Genomic DNA, 22,043 nt, shown 5'->3' with positions numbered 1-22,043 from the left:
GACTTAATTGATAATATTCTCACTATTTCCAAATCCGGTACCAATGACTTTGTCAAACCTTGCACCAATGTCCCTGTAGTATACAATTACCTGATATTCATTTTCTGTAATGTCATGATCACCACTTATAAAGCCTTCTATAAACTCACCATTTTTATCTAGATAGACGTACTTGTAATTGTAGAAACCCTGTTTTAAAAGTAGATCATTCGTGAGCATATTTTTTCTGGTCTCATCAGGTGTCATCAATGTACTGTCGTCGAGTACATAATTATTGAAGCGTCCATATATATGAACTTCGCCACCATCTAAATCTTTATAATTCTGAAGTGAAAAATGAACTTTTGCATACTCAGATTCAACATCGATATCATTTCCCTGGACAGTATTTATTCTGAAAGCACCATTTATATCAGGGTTAAATGTATAAGCTCTTCCATCTCTTACAAAATTTGGATAAAGAAACGAATTATAGAGGTCATTTAGTTCTACTCTCTCAATTCTCAACGTTCCTTGTCTGATGTCTTTATTGTCAAAATTCAGGTATTCATTACCGCCCCAAAAAGATGATTCCTGATCATACCTATAAACTAGTGTGTTACCTTGAGTAAATTGTGGTTTGAGGTCATAAATAGCTGTATTGAAATCATTGTTTTGAACTACAACAGTTTTTACAGTTTGTTCTGGATTTCTGAAAATAAAATCATCTCTGCCTATTTCGAAATTAATAACTTGTTTTTTCTCTATAAATTCAAGATCTCTAGATCGCCTAATGGTAATATTTACATTGACTAAATCTTCGTATACGATGAATTTTCTTGAAAAAAGGAGCTGTTTGTCAGCATTGAAGATATTGAGCATGTAATTGCCACTAACTTTAAAACGCCTCGTATTATCATTAGGTAGATTTAATTCATGATGAGTGTAGGGCTGAAGCGTAGTAAAGGAATTTCTAAAATCAAATAGCCTTATGTTATCAAAACCTTCCAAATATTCATTTTTGGCCAAATCTGAAGGAGTCCAGTCAAAGTTATAATGCTCAATTTCATAATAATAATCATTTTCAGCTGCGGTCAAATCATCAAATTTAAGTTGCAATGATTCTCGCATCGATATAACAGGTGTCCCACTAAATTCACTTTCGGAACCGTAAAATTCAATTGTTTTGATGAAATCTGGAGGAAGTGTTTCGTAAACCTGTTGGCTGTATATTGAAGAACTTATAAAAGTTATTAAAATAAGTAGGCTCATTTTTTGATTAAAGTGTTCAAGTCTTAATTTTGAATAATTCATTATGTTGTTTAGATTGAGTATAAATAATAAAACTATAATATTTGTTTGCTTTAAGTATGTAAGTTAAATTATTAAATTTGCAAACCAAAATAAAATTTTATTTACAGATGCCCACAGACGTAAAAATTAAAAAGGGTTTAAAGCTTAATCTTAAAGGTGAAGCAGAAAATTCGATAGAGCAAGCACAGAAACCAAAAACTGTTGCTTTAAGACCTTCAAATTTTCACTCCTTAGTTCCTAAGATGGTTGTAAAGGAAGGAGCCAGATTAAAAGCTGGTGATGAAATTCTTTTTTCCAAATACTCTGATAAGACTAGAGTTGTTTCTCCTGTAAGTGGAACACTTAAGGAAATAAAGAGAGGCGCTAAACGTAAAATTTTAGACGTTATTATAGAGGCTGACGATACTTTTGAATACAAGGATTTTGGCATTATGGATCCTTTGAAAACAGATTCGTCTGAAGTAAAGAACAGAATATTTTCAACTGGTCTAGGTATTTTTTTAAACCAAAGGCCTTACAATATACCAGCAAATGCAGAGGATACTCCAAAAGCAATTTATATTTCTGCATATGATACAGCACCTTTAACGGCTTCTTTTGAAGTTGTTTTACAAGATAAAGTAGAACATTTTCAGACAGGAATCAACGCATTGACAAAGTTAACGGGAGGTAAAGTATATTTAGGAGTTGATAAAAATTCAATTAGTTTTTTAAATGATATAGAAAACGTTGAATTATTGACCATTTCTGGACCACATCCAGCTGGAAATGTTGGAACTTTGATTCATGAGACTGAACCTATGAATAGAGGCGAGAGGGTTTGGACAATCAACCCGGAAGACGTAGCTATCATTGGAGAACAATTTAATACAGGTAAATTTAATGCTGAAAGAACTGTCGTTGTTACAGGTACTGCAGCAAAAAATAGAAAATATTTCAAATCAATTATTGGAGCTGAAGTTTCTTCAATTTTAAAAAATGACTACGAAGAAAATTCTAGAATCATAAGTGGTAATGTATTAACGGGGGAGAAGATTGAAAGCGATAGTTTTATCAATTTCTTTTCGAATACATTGACAGTGATTCCAGAAGGAAATGAACATAGAATGTTTGGATGGTTGCCATTTAAAGACAACAATATTCATTCAGCGTCTAAAACATCATTGTCTTGGTTATTCCCTAATAAAAAATATGATGTGAATACCAATTTGAATGGTGAAGAGAGAGCTCTTGTAGTTACAGGAGAAATGGAAGAAGTAATGCCTTTGGATATTTTACCTATGCAGCTTATAAAAGCTTGCATGGCAGGAGATATAGAAAAAATGGAAAATCTTGGTATATATGAAGTAGTTCCAGAGGACTTTGCGCTGGTAGAATATACCAACACGTCTAAAATTGAAGCGCAGGAAATTATTCGCAATGGTTTAGACATTATGATAACTGAAGTAGGATAAATTTATATTATTAACTATGAATTGGATTAGACAGAAAATTGATCAAATTAAAGAGCCTTTTGAGCCAGGTAATAAGCTTGAAAAGTATCGTCCAGCAGTAAATGCGCTAGATACTTTCTTGTTTGTACCAGATCATACGACAAAAAAAGGAGCACACATTAGGGATGCAGTAGATTTGAAGAGGACGATGATAACAGTTGTGTTAGCTTTGATTCCAGCTTTGATTTTCGGCATGTGGAATGCTGGTTATCAGCATTATACTCAGCTAGGTGAGAATCCAGCTATATTTGAAGCTATACTGCATGGAGCCTATAAAATTGTTCCAATGATAGTCGTTTCATATGCCGTCGGTTTGGGTTTAGAATTCGCTTTTGCGATTATGAGAGGGCATGAAGTGAACGAAGGTTACCTAGTTACAGGTTTGCTTATTCCAATGATAATGCCAGTTGATATCCCGTTATGGATGGTGGCTTTATCTGTAATTTTTGCAGTATTGATAGGTAAAGAAGCCTTTGGTGGTACAGGTATGAATATTTTGAACCCTGCCTTAACCGCTAGAGCATTTGCATTTTTTGCGTATCCGACTTACATGTCTGGAAATAAAATTTGGGTGAGTGAAGCCTCAAACGTTGATACTATTTCTGGTGAAACTATTCTAGGTTCACTTGCAGCAAATAAAGAAGTCACTTATAATGCTGCAGAAATGTTTACAGGAGTAATACCTGGTTCGATTTCTGAGACCTCCACCCTTTGTATTGCAGCTGGAGCATTAATTTTAATTTTAACAAAGGTTGCAGACTGGAGAATTATCCTAAGTGGAGTTATAGGGGCAGCTGCAATGGGATTGTTATTGAATGCATTACCTTCTTTAGGTGTTGAGGGTAACGGGCTGACAAATTTCGCTTGGTACAATCACCTGATAGTTGGTGGCTTTGCATTTGGAATCGTATTTATGGCAACAGATCCGGTGAGTGCTGCGCAAACCATGAAAGGAAAATGGATTTACGGAGCATTAATTGGCTTAACTGCTATATTGATTCGTACCCTGAATCCTGCCTATCCCGAAGGAATTATGTTGTCCATATTACTTTTGAATGTATTTGCACCTACTATAGATCATTATGTGATACAAGGTAATATTAAGAAAAGACACAAGCGTTTATCAATGAAAACCGTAAAAACAGCTTAACGATGAACAAAAACAGTAATGCATATACATTTATTTTTGCAATAGCGATGGTTGTTATTGTTGCAGTCACACTTTCATTTACTGCGACTTCACTCAGCCCGATGCAAAAAGAAAATGTTCGTCAAGAAAAAATGCAAAGCATTTTATCTACAATTGGTATTGAAACTGAAAGAGCAAATGCTGAAGAGCTTTTTAATAAGCATATTACTCAACAAATTGCATTAGATCATAATGGAGAAGAAAAAGAGGGTGTTGTCGCTTTTGAGGTTGATTTAGCTAAAGAGTTATCAAAACCAGTTGAAGAGCAGTCATTTCCTATTTATTTAGCCAACTACGAAGGCTCTGAATTTTACATTGCGCCATTAAGAGGTAGTGGTTTATGGGATGCTATCTGGGGATATATTGCTCTTAAAGATGATGCAAACACAGTGAAGGGTGTTATTTTTGACCATAAAGGTGAAACTGCTGGTCTTGGTGCTGAAATAACCACAGATTGGTTTCAACAAAGATTTGTTGATGAAAAGATTTTTGATGAGAATGGGAATTTAGTTGGCGTTAATGTCGTAAAAGGATATAGCGGAGGAAACAATAAAGATGATAACAAGGTGGATTCTATATCTGGTGCCACCATCACAGGTGATGGTGTTACTGATATGCTTTCAAATAGGTTGAAAAATTATTTGCCTTTCTTCAAAAAAATAAAGGATATTAAAGTCGTAACAAGATAGATATGAGCTTAGAAAAAAATCAAAAGCCTCAAACTGAAGAAGAAAAAAAGAAGAGTGAAATGCTTCTCTTTTTATCAAGTTCTGAAGAAAAAGAGCATTTCTTATCGAAGGCTAACAGGAAAATATTAAAGGACCCTTTAGATGATAACAACCCTATTACTGTTCAAGTGTTAGGGATCTGTTCAGCATTAGCGATTACGGTGCAATTAAAACCTGCTATCGTAATGTCATTAGCTGTGGTATTCGTTATGGCTTTTAGTAATGTTATCATTTCTATTTTAAGGAATTCAATTCCGAGTAGAATTAGAATTATAGTTCAGCTTGTTGTAGTGGCTTCTATGGTAATACTTGTTGATCAAATCTTAAAAGCCTATGCGTTTGATGTAAGTAAACAGCTTTCCATTTTTATTGGATTGATTATTACTAACTGTATCATCATGGGTAGACTTGAAGCTTTCGCTCTAGGGAATGGGGTTTATAAATCTTTCCTTGACGGAGTAGGAAATGCAGCAGGTTACGGTCTTATCTTAATCATTGTTGCCTTCTTTAGAGAGCTTTTTGGATCAGGAAAATTACTTGGTTACGAAGTTCTTGGCCATAAAGGGGTTACACTGGCAGAATCAACTGGACTGTATGCTTTAGGTTACGAAGACAATGGTTTCTTTTTACTTTCTCCTATGGCTCTTATAGTTGTTGGAGTTCTTATCTGGATACAAAGAGCTAGGAATAGAAAATTAATTGAAGAAAATTAAAAATAGATGGATTTAGTAAACTTATTTGTAAAAAGTATCTTCATAGAGAACATGATTTTTGCCTATTTCTTGGGTATGTGTTCCTATCTAGCAGTTTCCAAAACAGTTAAAACAGCGGTAGGACTTGGTCTTGCAGTTATATTTGTATTGTTGATTACAGTTCCAGTAAATTATTTATTAGATAACTATCTACTCCAATCTGGTGCACTTACCTGGCTAGGGCCACAATTTGCTGAGGTAGATTTGAGTTTCCTTAGCTTTATCATGTTTATTGCTGTTATTGCATCTATGGTTCAATTAGTAGAAATGATTGTTGAAAAGTTTGCCCCAGCTTTATATGGATCATTAGGTATCTTTTTACCACTTATTGCAGTTAACTGTGCTATCCTTGGTGGATCTCTGTTTATGCAACAAAAAGACTTTAGTGGTATAGAAGGAGCAGCCGTATATGGGCTAGGTAGTGGAATTGGATGGTTTTTAGCTATACTTGCTATTGCAGCCATTAGAGAAAAAATCGCTTATTCAAATGTACCTGCACCTTTAAAAGGGCTTGGGATAACATTTATTATTACAGGATTGATGGCGATAGGATTTATGAGTTTCATGGGAATTAAATTATAAACACAGAGGATTATGACAGTTATATTAGCGAGTGTTGCAGTATTCTTAACATTGATATTGTTGTTGGTAGTTATACTATTATCAGCCAAGTCAAAATTGTCCCCATCGGGTCCAGTTAAGATTAATGTAAATGGAGAAAGTGATTTAGAAGTTGGTTCTGGTTCTACACTCTTGAGTACATTGAGTGATAATAAATTGTTTTTACCTTCTGCATGTGGTGGAGGTGGTACCTGCGTCCAATGTAAATGCATTGTGAAAGATGGAGGTGGAGCAATTCTTCCAACAGAAGAACCTCACTTTACAAGAAAAGAAATTGCAGAAGGTTGGAGACTTGGTTGCCAGGTAAAGGTTAAACAGGATATGAAAATTGAAATTCCAGAAGAAGTTTTTGGAATTAAAAAATGGGAAGCTACTGTAGTTTCCAATTATAATGTGGCCTCATTTATCAAGGAATTTATTGTTGAAATCCCTGAAGATATGGACTACAAAGCAGGTGGGTACATTCAGATTGAGGTTCCTCCATGTGAAGTTAAGTTTGAGGACATGGATATTTCTGCTCATCCTGAAGAACATCCAGGTGAAAAAGACAAATTTAAAACTGAGTGGGATAATTTTAAACTATGGCCACTTGTTATGAAAAACACTGAAACAGTAGAAAGGGCATACTCGATGGCTTCTTACCCTGCAGAAGGAAAACGAGTCATGTTGAACGTTCGTATTGCTACTCCACCATTTGACAGAGCTAAAGGCGACTGGATGGATGTAAATCCTGGTGTTGCTTCTTCATACATCTTTGGATGTAAAGCTGGTGATAAAGTGACTATTTCAGGACCTTACGGTGAATTCTTTATCAATGAAAGCGAAGCTGAAATGCTTTATGTAGGTGGAGGTGCCGGTATGGCTCCAATGCGTTCTCACTTGTATCATCTTTTCAGAACTATTAAAACTGGAAGAAAAGTGACTTTTTGGTACGGTGGAAGATCTAAGCGAGAATTGTTCTATACCGAGCACTTCAGAGCATTAGAAAGAGATTATCCAAACTTTAAATTTTATCTAGCTTTATCTGAACCTCAAGAAGAGGATAACTGGAAAGAAAAAGATGGTATTGATGGAGATGGAGATGGTTTTGTAGGCTTTATTCATCAGTGTGTAATTGATAATTACTTAAATCATCATGAAGAGCCAGAAGATATTGAATTATATTTTTGTGGACCCCCATTGATGAACCAAGCCGTTCAAAAAATGGGTGAAGATTTTGGAATTCCAGATGAAAACATCAGATTTGATGATTTCGGAGGATAAATAAAATTTACCAAATTAAACCCAAACATGCATTGTTTGGGTTTTTTTATATCTAAACCGATGGGATTACTTTCAGAACAACAACTTCACAATCTTGCTATGAATGTAGTAGGTAAAGATTTAGAGGACATGGGTTACGAATTTTTAGCAGTGAATAGTAAAAAATCGAAAAACCCTCAGTTTGTAGCGACTAAAGATAAAAAGCTGATTTTTGTTGTAGTGAGAGCCGTAAAATATCCAGAAAATCCTGTTTTGTATGATGAGGAGCTTATGCAGAAAGTATCAAAACATGGAGTCAATTTTAAAGCTAAAACATTTTATGCAGGTGTTGGTATTGCAAATTCAATCAGCTATGAACTTCCTGTAGATTCAGAAGAAGACTATGTTCTTAATTATTCAGGATTAATAGAAATTAAATGAAACACTTATTCGTTTTTACTTTATTGTTTTTGATTTCTTGTGGAGAACCAAGCACAGTCCAAACTCTTCAAGGAGACGCTCTTGGGACTACGTACTCTATAAAGTATTTTTTGGATGATGGTGAAATTCAAACTCAACAGATTGATTCACTTTTGAATGTAATCAATACATCAATGAGTACCTATATCCAACATTCTGATATATCTAAAATTAATTCAGGCGATACCACAATTGTTGTTGATGATCATTTTAAACAAGTTTTTGAGACTTCTAAAAAAATCTATAAAGACACAGACGGTTACTTTGATCCCAGTGTGGGTTTATTAGTTAATGCCTATGGATTCGGCCCAGAAGGTTATTCTGAAGAGGTAAGTGACCAGGAAATAGACTCACTTCACCAATATGTGGGATTTCATAACATCCAGCTTAGACCTGATAGGATAGTGACATCAAATTCAGATATTTTATATCTCGATTTTAACGCTATTGCCAAGGGTTACACAGTTGATGTTTTCGCTGACTATTTAAAATCTAAGGGGTCTCAGAATTTTTTAGTTGAAATAGGAGGAGAGGTTGTTGTATTTGGTGAGAATCTGGATAATAATCGTCCATGGAAAGTCGGTATCGAAATGCCGCTTGAAGATGGTTCCAGGGAATTAAAATATGGAGTTAATTTGAATAACGAAGCCTTGGCTACATCAGGAAACTATAGAAAATATAGAGTAGACCCTGACACTGGTTTTAAATATGTTCATACGATTAACCCTAAAACAGGCAGGTCTCAAAAATCTGATATCTTATCAGCTTCTGTAATTGCCAACACATGTGCAGAAGCAGATGCCTATGCTACTGCATTTATGGCTATGGGCTTACAAAAGGCTAAAGAATTTTTGACTTCAGGTACTGGTTTAAAAGTCATTTTTATTTATAGTGATGAAAATGGTAACCAAAAGTCTTTTACATCTAAAGATCTGAAGGATTCTATAGATGAATTTTAAACTGGTTTAAAGCAAACGGGTATGATTTCACCTTTCTGAAGTCGATAATAATCTATTTCAGAATCTTTCATTTCGGCCGTATAGTCTTCTTCATTTACTTCAAACCCAATAGATCTAAGTTTGTCAAAAAAATCAAGGCCATAAACACGCAAGTGGTCATATTGTCCAAATATTTTAGCTCTCTCTTTTGGATCTACAATACTATTATCCTCAAACGTAGTCTTTCTGTCTAAGTCCTGAGGAATTTGAAGTATTGCCATTCCTTTAGGTTTAAGTATTCTGTAGAGCTCCATCATAGCTTTAGTGTCGTCTTCAATATGTTCTAAGACATGATTGCAAATAATTGTGTCGAAGCTATTATCCTCAAAAGGAAGATCACAGATATCTGCTTTTACATCTGCTATAGGAGAGTTTAGATCTGTAGTCGTGTAGTCTAGATGCTTAAGGTTTCTAAACCTTTTATAGAAAGCCTGTTCAGGAGCAAAGTGGAGAACCTTTTGTTGTTTGGTAAAGAAATCTGTTTTATGTTGTAGGTATAACCAAAGTAAACGATGCCTTTCCAGTGATAAAGTGGAAGGACTTAAAACGTTTAACCTTTGCTTTTCATAGCCATAAGGTAAAAACTTCGAGAAGGTTCTACCGTCAATAGGATCCTTAAATGCTTCACCTCTATAAGCTAATACTAAAAGAGGTTTCAAAGCTAAGCTTACTCGAATTAAAAAAGGTCTTGGAAATAAATTGAGTATGACTTGAAAGGGCTTCTTCAAAATTAAAGTGAGGTTTTATTTATTTCTGGATTTGAGCAAAAATAAAATATTAATTTGGTTTAGTTTCCATGCTTTTATTTTCATATGCTGATACGTCTTATACAAGTCTACTGGGTTCAATTAAATTAGCCTTGATGCTAAGGAAAATATACACTTTTTTCTCAAGTTCTTTTATTATTCAGAACAAAGCTTTCAGCATAAGAGCTTTAGAAAAAATTTCTTTATGGTACCTTCAATAAGATTTTAGTTTATCGATTTTGAAACATCTGGATACTGCATTACTAATAAATAGTAAAATTTTATTTTTAAATCAATTCAATTGCTAATATAGTCGCAAAGAATAGTAAGTGCTTATACTCGATTGGTAACATGTTGAAGAACTTCTGTCGAAAATCCATTATGAATAAACCATTATTTTAAATAGCAGAGAAGGTTTTGCCATTAGGACCATCACTATCTATTAAAACAGGTTTCAAAGCGCCAGGTAAGATTTCTTCAACTGAGTGATCTGCAAATTCACCACCTAGATCCGTTTTAATCCACTGAGGGTCTAGAGAATTAATTCGAACACCAGTACCTTCTAGTTTTACGGCAAGATCGATAGTTATTTTAGAAGCTGCCCACTTTGAAACACTGTAAGGAAGCAATTCAGGTTGATCTTTGATGCCAGAAACCAAATTCACTACCCTGCCAAATTCTTTTTCAACCATAGACGGGATAAAGGCACTACATATCTTGTAAACACTCAGCACATTAGTCTTCATACTTTGCATCCATTCTTCCCAGCTGTGAGTCCAATACTCTTCTTTATAGTTTGTCATTATGGCTGCATTATTGAACAAGATATCTATGGAGATGTTCAGATTTTTGACTTGCCTTATAACGTAATCTATACTTTTTTCTTCAGATAATTCTCCGTAAACAACGTAAGTGTTCACTTCATAAGGTTTAAGTAGTTCTAGGGTTTTATAACAGTTTTCTCTTTTTCTGCCATGAATAATGATGTTACATCCTTTTTCGGCAAGTCCTAAGGCAATTTGTTGTCCAATTCCTCTAGAAGAACCTGTTATGAATGCGTTTTTATTTTTAATGCTAATCATTTAAAAGTTTTACAGGAGAATATTTAGAATTAAAATATAATGATTATAGGAATAATATAAAGTTACGAAATACTAATAACTTAAAATGAAAATAAACTTTTAAAAAAATTTAGTCTAGAAGTGATTCAAAGTTAAAAAGTGCCCAGAGCGGGAGTCGAACCCGCACGCCCTAATGGACACATGGCCCTCAACCATGCCTGTCTACCAGTTCCAGCACCTGGGCATTATGAAAGCAAATATAAACTTTAATGGTTTATCTAATATTACAAGCTTCGAATAAGTTTTTAAAGCTTAGGTAAGGAATAAAAAGTGATCTGGCTGGGGCTCGAACCCAGGACCCTCTCCTTAAAAGGGAGATGCTCTACCAACTGAGCTACCAGATCTTAATAAAATATAAGAACTTCGTTTTAATAAGATTCCCGTGACAAGCACGGGAATTAAAGTGATCTGGCTGGGGCTCGAACCCAGGACCCTCTCCTTAAAAGGGAGATGCTCTACCAACTGAGCTACCAGATCTAATGCGTCTTTTTGCGGGTGCAAATATAATATCTTCCTTTGTTATTTCAAGGAAAAATAAATTAAATTTGAAACATTTTTAATTTGTTCAATTTAGGAGTTTATGAAAGTTATTTTACTAGGATATATGGGTGTTGGCAAGTCAACTTTAGGACAACTTTTAGCTGAAACTTTAGACTTGCATTTCATTGATTTAGATTCTTATATAGAAAAAATGGAAGAATTATCTATTTCGGAGTTATTTGAAAGGAAGGGTGAGATTTATTTCAGAAAAGCAGAATCAATTGCTTTAGAAGAAATTATCGCTAAAAAAGAAGACTTTGTTTTATCCTTAGGCGGTGGAACTCCCGTTTATGGAAACAATATGAAAAACATCATAGAAGCTCCAGGGGTGACTTCGGTTTATTTGAAACTTAATATTCATCATCTTGTAGAAAAATTATTTCAACAGAAAGAATCAAGGCCACTCATTGCTCACTATACTGATAAAATTGAATTTGAAGAATTTGTGAGAAAGCATCTCTTTGAAAGACAGCAATTTTATTATATGGCCGATCACGTGCTGGATGTGACCGATAAAACTCCATCCAAAAGTCTTGAAAACTTAATTGAATTATTTAATCTTAATACCTAAATAAGCTCTGCTCTGGCAGGTTTGTTAAAATTCACTTCAACTCGTTCGTTTAGTGAAGTTGACAGCGAGATGCCCTTAAAGTCAGCTTTTATAGGATACTTTTTATGATTCCTATCTACTAAAACTGCTGTTTTAAATTGTTTGAGAGGAACGTCTAAGAAGTGCTTTGCAGCAAACATAAGTGTGGAGCCCGTATTTAATACATCATCTACTAGAATCACACTTTTGTCTTTATATTCTGAAGAATCTATGGATACAGCAACACTTTGAAGAGGGTTTTTCTTGTTGATTTTCACATGAGCCAGCACGGTGTTCTGTTTTGTTAGTTTTTTAATTTCATCTGCAATCAACTCTGCAAAGACAGCCCCGTTTCTTTCAATACCTGCTATTATTATAGTCTTGTCATCAAGACAAGTTTCAAGTATTTGTAAAGAAATGCGCTTGGTTTTTATTTTGATATCTTCTTCAGATAAGATTAAAGTTGCTTCTGTATTCATACTATTCTTCTATGTCGTCTTTGATGTTTTCTTTGAGGTCATCTATTTCTCTTCTATCTTTTTTAGTAGGTCTTCCAGAACCTTTTTTTCTGTAATAATCTTGAGAATATTTAAGCAAATCGAGTTTTTCTAAATTTTCTTTAGGTGTAATGTCATTGCAGTAAATGCTTACCAGTTTGGCGCCTACTCTGGATTTTGGTAAGTCTAATATTTCAATTTGATAATTGATTTGATTTTTTCTAACTTCAATTTTGTCGGTAGGGTAAACGTTACGGGATGGTTTCACAGATTCACCGCCTATTTTGACATGACCTTTTTTGCAGGCATTTGTGGCAATGCTTCTTGTTTTAAAATATCTTACTGACCATAAGTATTTATCTACTCTCATCAAATTCAAATTTATTTCTAAGCAAAAATATAAGAAAATCGTATCTTGCCCCCAAAATTACAGTTAAATGAAAATACAGAATTTAGTTTTAATATTCACCTTGTTTGCAATAATATCATGTAGTTCAGATGATGATGATGGAGGGGTTGAAGTTGTGGTTAGAGATGTTGAAGAAGTGAAAGCTGAAAACATGGAGCAGATTGAAACTTTTTTAGAAACACATTATTATGAATTAGTAGACAACCCAGAAAATCCAAATTTTCAAAGTATTGTTTACAGAGAAATTGGAGAAGATGATACCGATAAAGAACCTGTTATGGAATCTGAGTTTTTGAAATCTAAAACTGTGAGTCAGCTTGAAGTAGATTACACTTTATATTACCTTCAACTTAGAGAAGGAGCTGAAACCGTTAGAAAGCCAACTTATGCAGATTCAGTATTGGTAACCTATAACGGGTTTTCACTCAACAATAGAGAAACCTTTGACAATTCACCAAATCCAGTATGGTTCGACCTGACCAATAATATTATCGGTTTTTATGAGGTAATGGATGAATTTAGGGGTTCAACAGGTATTGATCCGGATCAACAAAATTCTGACGGAACAGTTGTGTTTAACGATGATTTTGGAATGGGCTCAGTTTTTATACCTTCAGGGATAGCTTATTTTTCGGCACCACCACCTAATTCTGGTATTTCTGCTTACGAACCTATTGTTTTTAATATTCAATTATATAAATCTTTAGAGTCAGATCATGATCGAGATGGTATTCCTTCATGGATGGAAGACATTAATGAGAATCGAAGACTAAATGACGACGATACAGACGGAGATAGAGTGCCAAATTTTGCAGATTCCGACGATGATGGAGATGGAGTACCCACTCGAGAGGAAATTGACTTTGATGAAGATGGAAATTTGATTTTACCATTTCCAGACTCCAACGGAAACGGCACACCTGATTACTTAGACCCTACCTTTCCAGAGAATAATTAGTTATCACACAAAATTTAGCTAAATTATAAAGCCCTTAAAACAAAGTTTTAAGGGCTTTATTGTTATTGATATAACTCTTATTAAATGCTTCTTTCTGTATCGAAGTTTTCTAAATATTCTTTCATCCGCTGGATGAATTGTCCACCTAGAGCACCATTCACAACTCTGTGGTCATAGCTGTGAGATAGAAACATTTTGTAGCGAATCCCGATGAAATCTCCCTGTGGAGTTTCAATAACTGCAGGAACCTTTCTTATGGCTCCTAAAGCTAAAATTCCAACCTGTGGTTGATTAATGATTGGTGTGCCCATTACACTACCAAATGTTCCAACATTGGTAACGGTATACGTACCTTCTTGAGTTTCATCTGGTTTAAGCTTACCATCTCTAGCCCTGCCCGCGAGGTCATTTACCTTCTTGGCCATACCAAGTAAGTTAAGTTGATCTGCGTCTCTAATTACAGGAACAATTAAGTTGCCATCTGGTAAAGCTGCTGCCATTCCAAGATTGATATGTTTTTTCATAACAATTATATCACCGTCTACAGAGATATTAATTTTGGGAAAGTCTTTTATAGTTTTGGCAACAGTTTCCATGAAAATAGGCGTAAACGTTAATTTTTCACCTTCTCTTTTTTGGAATTCATTCTTGTGCTTATTTCTCCAGTTCCAAATGTCCGTAACATCTACTTCGATGAAGGACTGCACATGTGCAGAAGTTTGTGTACTGGCAATCATGTGGCTTGAGATGAGTTTACCCATTCTACTCATTTCTATAACCTCGTCTTCAGCATTAATATTTACTGGTGTATTTACTTTAGGAGGTTGAGGAGCTTCCGTTTGTTTAGGTTGCTCTCTTTTTTTAGATGAGCTTTCATCTGGAGTAGATTGAGGTGAAGAAATCCTGCCTTCTTTTTTATCTTGAACATACGCTAAGATGTCATCTTTTGTCACTCTTTCGTCTAGTCCAGTTCCCTTGATACTTTCAAGTTCATCTAAAGACACATTTTCTTTTTTTGCAATATTCTTTACTAGCGGTGAGTAAAATCTTGAAGATTCAGAGTAATTTGTAGTAGAATCAGCAGTAGATTTCGCTTCTTTTACACTGTCTTCAACAGCAGAAGCTGCTTGTTCCACCTCTATTGACTCATCATCTTCATCAACATCTTCCGAGGAGTCATCATCGCTGCCTTCCACTTCTATAATTGCAACTACTTCGCCAACTTTGACGACATCATCAACTTCAAATAATTTTTCTACCAATACCCCATCATACTCACTTGGGACTTCAGAATCAACTTTGTCTGTAGCAATTTCTAAAACTGCCTCATCAGCTTCAATGGTATCGCCAACTTCTTTTAGCCAGCTAGTAATGGTTGCCTCGGCAACACTTTCTCCCATTTTGGGTAATTTTAATTCTTTTTTTGCCATATATGTAACCTAATAGGTGTTTTTGTATTTGAATTTGCAAATTTAGTAAAATTGTACCAGTTAGATTGCTAAGTTTTTATCTTCTTAACTCAGATCAATCACCTCTCCTTTCCTGTATTTACTCTCACTACCAATCATATATTCGTAATTTCTTGGTTTAATTCTGAAAGCATTGTTCTTGGATCTGTATTTTGTTATGATATCGATGCACTCCTTATACTCAATTTCATTAGCATCCATAATGATAAAGCTATCCTTAACTTCTGAATTTATTACAGAATCAAAATTGACGTTAGAGTAAAATTTAGTTTGAATTCTATTCTGTAAGCATTTATCTTTCGAAAGAAGGTGTACTATTTTAAATTCTTGGTTTTGAACTTTAATAGCTTTCAACCTCATTTTTTCTATAGCCATAGTAAGCTTTAGAGTCTGCTTTACAAGTTTAAATGATCTTTTGTAATTTTTGAAATGCTTCTTGTAAAAAATATACATGGCATTAAAAAACCTATTTAAGTAGACTTGATCTTTGGTTGTGCTTTCTCCTTTGAAATGCAAAACTTTTGTCGAACCCAAATAATAATTCTGATAACCTGCTTTTAAAATTCTATAACTCAAATCTATATCCTCTCCGTACATGAAGTAATCTTCATCAAAACCACCAACCTCTTTATATATCTCTGTTTTCATAAACATAAAAGCACCAACTAAAATATCTGTAGGACCTTCTCCTTGGTGTCTCAGGCTGTGATTATAATAAGAAGAACAATTTCCCGTGAGTTTCTGTAAGACTACACGTGGTGTAGGGACATTCCGTTTGCTTTCTTCCAAAAACTCTCCAGATCCATCTATAAGTTGTACTCCAATAGCTCCAGGATTTTTTAAGCCCTGGTAGTAGTCAAAAAGGTTTGTAAAGCAATTTTCAGGAACAACTGTGTCAGGATTTAAAATACAGAGAAATTCACCTTTAGCTATTTGTACCCCAATATTATTCCCTTTAGAAAATCCTAAATTTTCGCTATTGCTAATAAAAGTAACTTTAGGGAAGTACATTTTGACCAACTCGCAGCTTTCGTCTTCAGAATTGTTATCAACGACAATTAGCTCTGCTTCAATATTTTCAGTAGCTTTTGTAAGACTATCCAAGCACAACATCAGGTGATGTGGGACTTTATAGTTTAATATGACAACAGAGAGTTTCAATAAATTTTAATTTTTCAATGAATTTTCAAAGGGTACTCGTTGTAAAATACTCCTGCCAAGAGTGATTTCATCTGCATACTCCAATTCATCTCCTATTGAAATTCCTCTGGCAATAGTAGATGTTTTCAAATGTTGTTGAGATGACTTTATTTGCTTATAAATATAAAAATTGGTTGTATCACCTTCCATAGTGCTACTTAACGCAAAGATAATTTCGTTGACCTCGCCCGTATTGATTTTAGAAACCAAACTTTCGATATTTAGTTGATTAGGGCCAACGCCGTCCATGGGACTTATTTTACCCCCTAAAATATGATACATTCCTTTGTACTGGTCGGTATTTTCAATAGCCATCACGTCTCTAATGTCTTCAACCACACATATGATAGAGTGATCACGAGATTTGTCTTTACAAATCCCGCAAAGTTCTTGGTCTGATATATTATGACAGCTCTTACACTCCTTTACTTTAGTCTTGAGATCAACCAAGGCAGTTGCAAGGTCTGTAGTTTGTACTTGAGGTTGTTTTAATAAATGCAAAGCCAACCGAAGTGCTGTGCGCTTACCTATTCCTGGTAGCATTGCAATTTCTTCTATTGCTTTTTCAAGATACTTAGATGAAAATTCCATACCGGGCTAAAATACAATTTTGAGTGTTCTTTTTATAAAAATCTTAAGAAAACATTTGTATTTTCGCCAGCCAAACTCTGAAATATGCAAGCTTACCAGATTCTACTTCTCGTTTTAGCTTATTTTGTCGTCCTTATACTTATATCCTTTTTAACCAATAAAAGCGGTAGTAACTCAGAGTTTTTTCAGGCCAACAAGCAGTCTCCCTGGTATTTAGTAGCTTTCGGAATGATAGGTGCTTCTTTGAGTGGTGTGACTTTTATATCCATCCCAGGCACCGTAGCTTTTAGTAGTTTTAGCTACTTTCAAGTTGTACTCGGATACACTATAGGTTATGCGGTTATAAGTTTAGTTTTAATGCCGCTTTATTACAGGTTGAATCTGACTTCAATTTACACGTATCTGGATACCCGTTTTGGAAATAGCGCATACAAAACAGGCGCTTCTTATTTCATTCTATCCAGAATAGTGGGAGCCAGTTTTAGACTTTTTTTGGTAGCCAATGTACTTCAGCTTATTGTGTTTGATGCTCTGGGTATTCCTTATTATGTGACAGTGAGTATCACAATTTTATTGATATGGTTATACACCTTTAGAAGTGGGATTAAAACTATTGTTTGGACAGACACTTTGCAAACCTTGTTCATGCTTATTGCTTTAGGAATCTCCATTTACTTTATTTCAGATGCACTCCAAATAGAAAATCTTTGGACTTATGTAGGTACTCATGATAATTTCCAGATTTTCTTTTTCGATGATTATAAGAGTTCAGATTTCTTTTTTAAACAGTTCATTTCAGGAATGTTCATTGCTATAGTTATGACAGGTCTGGACCAGGATATGATGCAAAAGAACCTAACCTGTAGAACACTTGAAGATGCTCAAAAAAATATTTTTTGGTTTACACTTGTCCTCACGGTCGTGAATTTCTTATTTCTGCTTTTAGGCTTATTGCTTACAGATTATGCAGATTTAGCAGGAATAGTAGAAACCAAAGACGATTTATTCCCTGCTGTAGCCACTTCAGGAGCGCTAGGAGTTGCTGTGGCAGTAACTTTTATTTTAGGGCTCATAGCAGCAGCCTATTCCAGTGCCGATAGTGCGCTTACTTCACTTACTACGTCCATAAGTATAGATATCTTAGATATTCAGAAACGTTATTCTGAAACTTCCCAAACCAAAGTTAGAAAACTTATTCACATTATCATCTCTTTAGTTTTGATTGCTGTAATGATGATTTTCAAATATGCTATTGCAGATAAAAGCGTGATCAATAAGTTATTTGAATTCGCTGGATATACATATGGACCTTTACTTGGTTTGTATGCGTTTGGTTTGTTTACAAAGTGGAAAGTTAAGGACAATTGGATACCGCTTATTGCTATCTTATCTCCAATACTATCCTATGTCATCAGTTCTTTAAGCTTTTCTTTTCTGAATTTTGAATTTGGTTTCTTTATCTTGATTCTGAATGGGTTTTTAACCTTTTTCGGCTTAATATTGATTCGTTCCCAGCAAAATCAAAGTGCAAGCATGTAATGTTTCAATGTTTTTTCCTTTAAGCTTATTTTTCAGCTCAGGATTCTCAGTCCCTGGATTGAAAATGACGCGCCTGGGAGCAAGATCGATTAAAAAGTCTTCGTATGTTTTTTGAATCTTGGGGTTTATGTAGAGGGTAACTGTATCAATGTCTTCTTCTGTAGATATCTCTGTTTGTATGTCAATTCCTTCTACAAGACCTTTTTGCTTGCCAATAGCAACAACATCATGATCTTTTTGCTTCAAAGCCTTTATGGCTTGGTTGGAATACCTACTTTTTTTTTCTGAAGCTCCTACAACGAGTGTTTTAGTTTTCATGAGGCTATTTTTTTGTTTAAGTAAGGTTTAGGTTTGATTATCAATCTGTTAAAGTCTGTTAACAATCGTAACAAAGCGTGTTTTTGTGCGTTTATACTATAAAATATTCTTACTTGGATTAGCCTCTGGTAAACTCATTTTTTATAAATAAAAAGGTAATCGTAAAGATTGCCTTTTTTAGTTTAAAATTATCTGATCCCCCTTTTTAAGGTCAAATTTCTCTACGACCCCAGCTTTGACTTCTAATACAAAAAGAGAAGGTATTTCAGAAGAGATGAGTTCTTCGGATAGTGGCATCGTGTTCAAATTAAAATCTACAATTTTCATGTTTTTATCAAAGTAGATTAAATCCAGTGGCAAAAACGTATTTTTCATGTAAAAGGAAGGCCTGGTAGCTTCACTTGTATAGATAAAAAGCATCCCTTGATTGTCTTTCATTTCTTTCCTATGCATCAAGCCCGTTTCTTTCTCATAGTCAGATTCTGCCAATTCAATTTCAAAAGCAGTGTCTAAAGTGTCTTCATCCTGAATAAACCTTAGAAGAGTATCTTTTTTGAACTCAAAACCTATTGTAATGTCTTTGTTTTGATTTTGATCTGATTGACATGAGAAAATCGAAAAAATAAAAACTAAGACTGAAATTAATCTAAGAAACTTCACTTGTCATCGCTTTTTTATTTGAAAAGTAAATGATTCCTAGGCCTATTAAGATCATAGGAATGCTCAATAATTGTCCTGTATTGAATACCCAGTCAGCCCTCTCAGCAACCTGTGGTTCTTTTACATATTCTACTATAAAACGTATGGTCCAGAGTAAAGTAAAGAAGATTCCAAAGAGAACACCCATTTTTTGCTTTACTTGTGTTTTCCAGAATAGAAGGGATAAAATTCCAAATAGGATAAAGTAACAAACAGACTCATACAATTGTGCTGGATGCCTCGCAAAATTTTCTCCTAGCTGAACAAATACAACTCCAAAATCTGACTGGGTTGCCTTGCCAACAATTTCGGAATTTAAAAAGTTTCCAATTCTCACAAAGGCACCGCCAAAGGCAACAGGCATCGTAATACGGTCCAAAATCCAAAAAATTGATTTTTTGGTTACTTTTTTACTGTAGAAATACATTCCAATGGCGATACCAATGGCAGCTCCATGGCTGGCAAGACCTCTAAAACCAGTAAATTCTATTTCTGGAACAAAACTTACAGGTAGAAAAACAGAAAGCGGATCTTCTAAAAATAATTCTGGCTGATAAAAGATGACATGGCCTAGTCTGGCTCCAATTAGAGTTGAAAGTATAGTATAAATGAGGAGTTTGTCTAGTTTTTCTAGAGAAACACCTTCAGAAATAAAAATTCGTTTAGTAATATAAAACCCAGCACTAAAGGCAATGAGGAACATTAAACTATAATAACGAATTGTAATAATTCCTAAATCGATTCCTAATGAAGGATCCCACTGGATAGCTTGGAACATGTTTAAATTATTTGATGGCTAATATACAGATTATTGAAATGTTGACCTTTCATCTGGATGTTTTTTGGGCTTTGGAACAGGATCGTAACCAGACTTCCCCCAGGGGTGGCATTTTGAAATTCTCATGAGGCTCAAATAGAAACCTTTAAGGACCCCATGAGTTTTGAAAGCTTCTAAAGAATAGTGAGAACAGGTGGGTTGAAATCTACAGCTGGGTCCTAAGAGTGGTGAAATAATCCATTGGTAAAGCTTGATGAGAATTACAAATGGAAAAATTAGCACTTTTCGCCACATGGCTTATGAATGTATCTGAAATGTTGTTCCTTCTCGGCTATCTTTTAGCTCAACATTCATTTCTAAAAGCTTGTCTCTTATTTTATCACTGGTTTCAAAATCTTTATTGAGACGCGCATGATTTCTCATTTCTATCAAAAACTGAATCAACTCTTCAAAATCATCAGTATTGCTACTTGCTTTAGAATTTTCCTCCAGATCTTCAAGTCCCATGACATCAAAAATAAAGTCATTCATAGTCTTGCTAAGCAATTCCAGACTCTTTTTGCTCAATTTTATTTTTTCAGATTTAGCCAAATTGATTTGCTTTACAGCTTCAAACAAATGAGCAATAAGAATTGGACTATTAAAGTCATCATTCATTGCTTCATAACATTTGTCTCTCCATGCCGAAACATCGAAGTCTGAAGTTGTTGAGGTTTTGATAGTTTGAAGCGTAGCAAGACTTTCCATCAATTTATGAAATCCTTTTTCTGCTGCAGATAAAGCCTCATCAGAGAAATCCAGAATACTTCTATAGTTGGCTTGAAGCATAAAAAACCTTACGACTGGAGCAGTATAAGATTTGGATAGGTTTTCATTTTCACCTGTAAAAAGCTCTCGTGGTAGGATATTATTTCCTGTACTTTTAGACATTTTTTTACCATTGAGCGTCAGCATATTGGCGTGCATCCAGTAATTGACGGGGTCTTTTCCATTAGAAGCATGGCCTTGTGCGATTTCACACTCATGATGAGGAAATTTTAGATCCATTCCGCCACCGTGAATGTCAAATTGATCTCCAAGGTACTTGGAACTCATGACTGTACATTCCAGGTGCCATCCAGGGAAACCAACTCCCCAGGGTGAAGGCCAGCGCATAATGTGTTGTGGTTCAGCTTTTTTCCAAAGTGCAAAATCCTGTGGATTTTTCTTATCAGATTGACCAGCAAGTTCTCTGGTGTTGGAAATAAGATCTTCAATTTTTCTACCACTCAGTTTTCCATAATATTGGTTTTCGTGATATTTCATCACATCAAAATAAACGTTACCGTCTACCTCATAAGCCAATCCCTTATCTATAATTGTCTTGATGGTTTCAATTTGTTCAATAATGTGACCAGTAGCTGTAGGTTCTATGCTGGGAGGGAGGTTGTTGAATTTTTCCAGGATTTGGTGAAAGTCTACACTATATTTTTGAACCACTTCCATCGGTTCAATTTCCATCAGCTTCGCTTTTTTAGCAATTCTGTCCTCGCCTTCTTCACCATCATTTTCAAGATGACCAGCATCTGTAATATTTCTAACGTATCTAACTTTATACCCTAAATGCTTCAGGTAACGAAACACCAAATCAAAAGAAATGAAGGTCCTGCAGTTGCCTAAATGAACATTACTGTAGACTGTAGGTCCGCAAACATACATGCCTACATAACCTTCAGTAAGTGATTTGAACTCTTCTTTTTCTCCAGAAATGGAATTGTATATCTTTAAAGACTGGTGCTCGTATAAAGCCATTA

The 22,043-nt window shown here is 34.8% G+C and carries 24 protein-coding genes and 3 tRNA genes; 11 read left to right on the top strand and 16 right to left on the bottom strand.

Features of this window, described 5'->3' with window-relative positions:
- Positions 1-3: 3 nt before the first annotated feature.
- Complete coding sequence (locus tag LB454_RS04800) at positions 4-1,251, bottom strand: type IX secretion system plug protein (RefSeq protein WP_224463483.1); 1,248 nt, start codon at positions 1,249-1,251, stop codon at positions 4-6.
- A 149-nt stretch (positions 1,252-1,400) separates the two neighbouring features.
- On the opposite strand from LB454_RS04800, the gene LB454_RS04795 reads away from it, so the two are divergent.
- From LB454_RS04795 to LB454_RS04760, 8 genes are read left to right on the top strand one after another with little or no spacing between them, the layout of a single operon-like run.
- Positions 1,401-2,747 (top strand): Na(+)-translocating NADH-quinone reductase subunit A, encoded by a 1,347-nt coding sequence (locus LB454_RS04795; RefSeq protein ID WP_224463482.1) that lies wholly within the window; start codon positions 1,401-1,403, stop codon positions 2,745-2,747.
- Positions 2,748-2,763: 16 nt separating this feature from the next.
- Positions 2,764-3,936: an NADH:ubiquinone reductase (Na(+)-transporting) subunit B gene (locus LB454_RS04790; RefSeq protein WP_224463481.1), complete on the top strand. Its 1,173-nt coding sequence runs from the start codon at positions 2,764-2,766 to the stop codon at positions 3,934-3,936.
- 2 nt (positions 3,937-3,938) lie between these two features.
- Positions 3,939-4,664: an NADH:ubiquinone reductase (Na(+)-transporting) subunit C gene (nqrC, locus tag LB454_RS04785; protein ID WP_224463480.1), complete on the top strand. Its 726-nt coding sequence runs from the start codon at positions 3,939-3,941 to the stop codon at positions 4,662-4,664.
- A gap of 2 nt (positions 4,665-4,666) precedes the next feature.
- Positions 4,667-5,416 (top strand): NADH:ubiquinone reductase (Na(+)-transporting) subunit D, encoded by a 750-nt coding sequence (locus LB454_RS04780; RefSeq protein ID WP_224463479.1) that lies wholly within the window; start codon positions 4,667-4,669, stop codon positions 5,414-5,416.
- A gap of 6 nt (positions 5,417-5,422) precedes the next feature.
- Entirely contained in the window at positions 5,423-6,037 is a 615-nt protein-coding gene (gene nqrE / locus LB454_RS04775) for an NADH:ubiquinone reductase (Na(+)-transporting) subunit E (RefSeq protein ID WP_224463478.1), read from the top strand.
- Between the two features lie 12 nt (positions 6,038-6,049).
- Positions 6,050-7,339 (top strand): NADH:ubiquinone reductase (Na(+)-transporting) subunit F, encoded by a 1,290-nt coding sequence (gene nqrF / locus LB454_RS04770; RefSeq protein WP_224463477.1) that lies wholly within the window; start codon positions 6,050-6,052, stop codon positions 7,337-7,339.
- A gap of 60 nt (positions 7,340-7,399) precedes the next feature.
- On the top strand, positions 7,400-7,759 hold the full coding sequence (locus LB454_RS04765) for a Na(+)-translocating NADH-quinone reductase subunit F (RefSeq protein WP_224463476.1): 360 nt from the start codon (positions 7,400-7,402) through the stop codon (positions 7,757-7,759).
- The gene (locus LB454_RS04760) at positions 7,756-8,757 is read left to right on the top strand and encodes an FAD:protein FMN transferase (protein ID WP_224463475.1); all 1,002 of its coding nucleotides are present in this window, start codon (positions 7,756-7,758) and stop codon (positions 8,755-8,757) included. Before LB454_RS04765 ends, LB454_RS04760 begins: the two co-directional genes overlap by 4 nt.
- On the opposite strand, the gene LB454_RS04755 is transcribed toward LB454_RS04760, so the two are convergent.
- The 5 genes from LB454_RS04755 to LB454_RS04735 form a co-directional block, all read right to left on the bottom strand.
- Entirely contained in the window at positions 8,754-9,524 is a 771-nt protein-coding gene (locus tag LB454_RS04755; protein WP_224463474.1) for a class I SAM-dependent methyltransferase, read from the bottom strand. The two genes, LB454_RS04760 and LB454_RS04755, sit on opposite strands and share 4 nt — an antisense overlap.
- A gap of 416 nt (positions 9,525-9,940) precedes the next feature.
- Entirely contained in the window at positions 9,941-10,624 is a 684-nt protein-coding gene (locus tag LB454_RS04750; RefSeq protein ID WP_224463473.1) for an SDR family NAD(P)-dependent oxidoreductase, read from the bottom strand.
- A gap of 139 nt (positions 10,625-10,763) precedes the next feature.
- Positions 10,764-10,847, bottom strand: a tRNA-Leu gene (locus LB454_RS04745).
- Between the two features lie 87 nt (positions 10,848-10,934).
- A tRNA-Lys gene (locus tag LB454_RS04740) sits at positions 10,935-11,007 on the bottom strand.
- A 60-nt stretch (positions 11,008-11,067) separates the two neighbouring features.
- A tRNA-Lys gene (locus tag LB454_RS04735) sits at positions 11,068-11,140 on the bottom strand.
- Between the two features lie 103 nt (positions 11,141-11,243).
- On the opposite strand from LB454_RS04735, the gene LB454_RS04730 reads away from it, so the two are divergent.
- Entirely contained in the window at positions 11,244-11,774 is a 531-nt protein-coding gene (locus LB454_RS04730) for a shikimate kinase (protein WP_224463472.1), read from the top strand.
- Here the strand turns inward: LB454_RS04730 and LB454_RS04725 are convergent.
- Entirely contained in the window at positions 11,771-12,271 is a 501-nt protein-coding gene (locus tag LB454_RS04725) for a phosphoribosyltransferase family protein (RefSeq protein ID WP_224463471.1), read from the bottom strand. The two genes, LB454_RS04730 and LB454_RS04725, sit on opposite strands and share 4 nt — an antisense overlap.
- A 1-nt stretch (position 12,272) precedes the next feature.
- Entirely contained in the window at positions 12,273-12,659 is a 387-nt protein-coding gene (locus tag LB454_RS04720) for an RNA-binding S4 domain-containing protein (protein ID WP_224463470.1), read from the bottom strand.
- Between the two features lie 67 nt (positions 12,660-12,726).
- Here LB454_RS04720 and LB454_RS04715 point away from each other — a divergent pair, with 67 nt between their 5' ends.
- Positions 12,727-13,656 carry an FKBP-type peptidyl-prolyl cis-trans isomerase gene (locus LB454_RS04715; protein ID WP_224463469.1) on the top strand — a complete coding sequence of 310 codons (930 nt, stop codon included), beginning with the start codon at positions 12,727-12,729 and terminating at the stop codon, positions 13,654-13,656.
- 80 nt (positions 13,657-13,736) lie between these two features.
- On the opposite strand, the gene LB454_RS04710 is transcribed toward LB454_RS04715, so the two are convergent.
- The 3 genes from LB454_RS04710 to recR form a co-directional block, all read right to left on the bottom strand.
- Positions 13,737-15,086, bottom strand: coding sequence for a dihydrolipoamide acetyltransferase family protein (locus tag LB454_RS04710; RefSeq protein WP_224463468.1), 1,350 nt, complete (start codon positions 15,084-15,086; stop codon positions 13,737-13,739).
- A gap of 84 nt (positions 15,087-15,170) precedes the next feature.
- Positions 15,171-16,286, bottom strand: coding sequence for a glycosyltransferase family 2 protein (locus tag LB454_RS04705; RefSeq protein WP_224463467.1), 1,116 nt, complete (start codon positions 16,284-16,286; stop codon positions 15,171-15,173).
- Positions 16,287-16,292: 6 nt separating this feature from the next.
- Entirely contained in the window at positions 16,293-16,916 is a 624-nt protein-coding gene (recR, locus tag LB454_RS04700) for a recombination mediator RecR (protein WP_224463466.1), read from the bottom strand.
- An 84-nt stretch (positions 16,917-17,000) separates the two neighbouring features.
- Here recR and LB454_RS04695 point away from each other — a divergent pair, with 84 nt between their 5' ends.
- On the top strand, positions 17,001-18,455 hold the full coding sequence (locus LB454_RS04695; protein WP_224463465.1) for a sodium:solute symporter: 1,455 nt from the start codon (positions 17,001-17,003) through the stop codon (positions 18,453-18,455).
- On the opposite strand, the gene LB454_RS04690 is transcribed toward LB454_RS04695, so the two are convergent.
- The 5 genes from LB454_RS04690 to cysS all read right to left on the bottom strand — a co-directional run bounded on the left by LB454_RS04690 (position 18,411) and on the right by cysS (position 22,041).
- Positions 18,411-18,773 carry a CoA-binding protein gene (locus tag LB454_RS04690; RefSeq protein WP_224463464.1) on the bottom strand — a complete coding sequence of 121 codons (363 nt, stop codon included), beginning with the start codon at positions 18,771-18,773 and terminating at the stop codon, positions 18,411-18,413. The two genes, LB454_RS04695 and LB454_RS04690, sit on opposite strands and share 45 nt — an antisense overlap.
- 177 nt (positions 18,774-18,950) lie before the next feature.
- Positions 18,951-19,433 carry a DUF192 domain-containing protein gene (locus LB454_RS14040; protein WP_224463463.1) on the bottom strand — a complete coding sequence of 161 codons (483 nt, stop codon included), beginning with the start codon at positions 19,431-19,433 and terminating at the stop codon, positions 18,951-18,953.
- Positions 19,420-20,250: a prolipoprotein diacylglyceryl transferase gene (lgt, locus tag LB454_RS04680; RefSeq protein ID WP_224463462.1), complete on the bottom strand. Its 831-nt coding sequence runs from the start codon at positions 20,248-20,250 to the stop codon at positions 19,420-19,422. The genes LB454_RS14040 and lgt overlap by 14 nt, the downstream gene beginning before the upstream one ends.
- 30 nt (positions 20,251-20,280) lie before the next feature.
- Positions 20,281-20,544, bottom strand: coding sequence for a membrane protein insertion efficiency factor YidD (yidD, locus tag LB454_RS04675; protein ID WP_224463461.1), 264 nt, complete (start codon positions 20,542-20,544; stop codon positions 20,281-20,283).
- Between the two features lie 3 nt (positions 20,545-20,547).
- Positions 20,548-22,041, bottom strand: a complete 1,494-nt coding sequence (gene cysS / locus LB454_RS04670; protein WP_224463460.1) for a cysteine--tRNA ligase — start codon at positions 22,039-22,041, stop codon at positions 20,548-20,550.
- Positions 22,042-22,043 lie beyond the last annotated feature (2 nt).

It is taken from the genome of Psychroflexus montanilacus, from assembly GCF_020164535.1.
Taxonomy (GTDB): domain Bacteria; phylum Bacteroidota; class Bacteroidia; order Flavobacteriales; family Flavobacteriaceae; genus Psychroflexus; species Psychroflexus montanilacus.
This window is presented reverse-complemented; position numbering and strand designations above follow the sequence as displayed.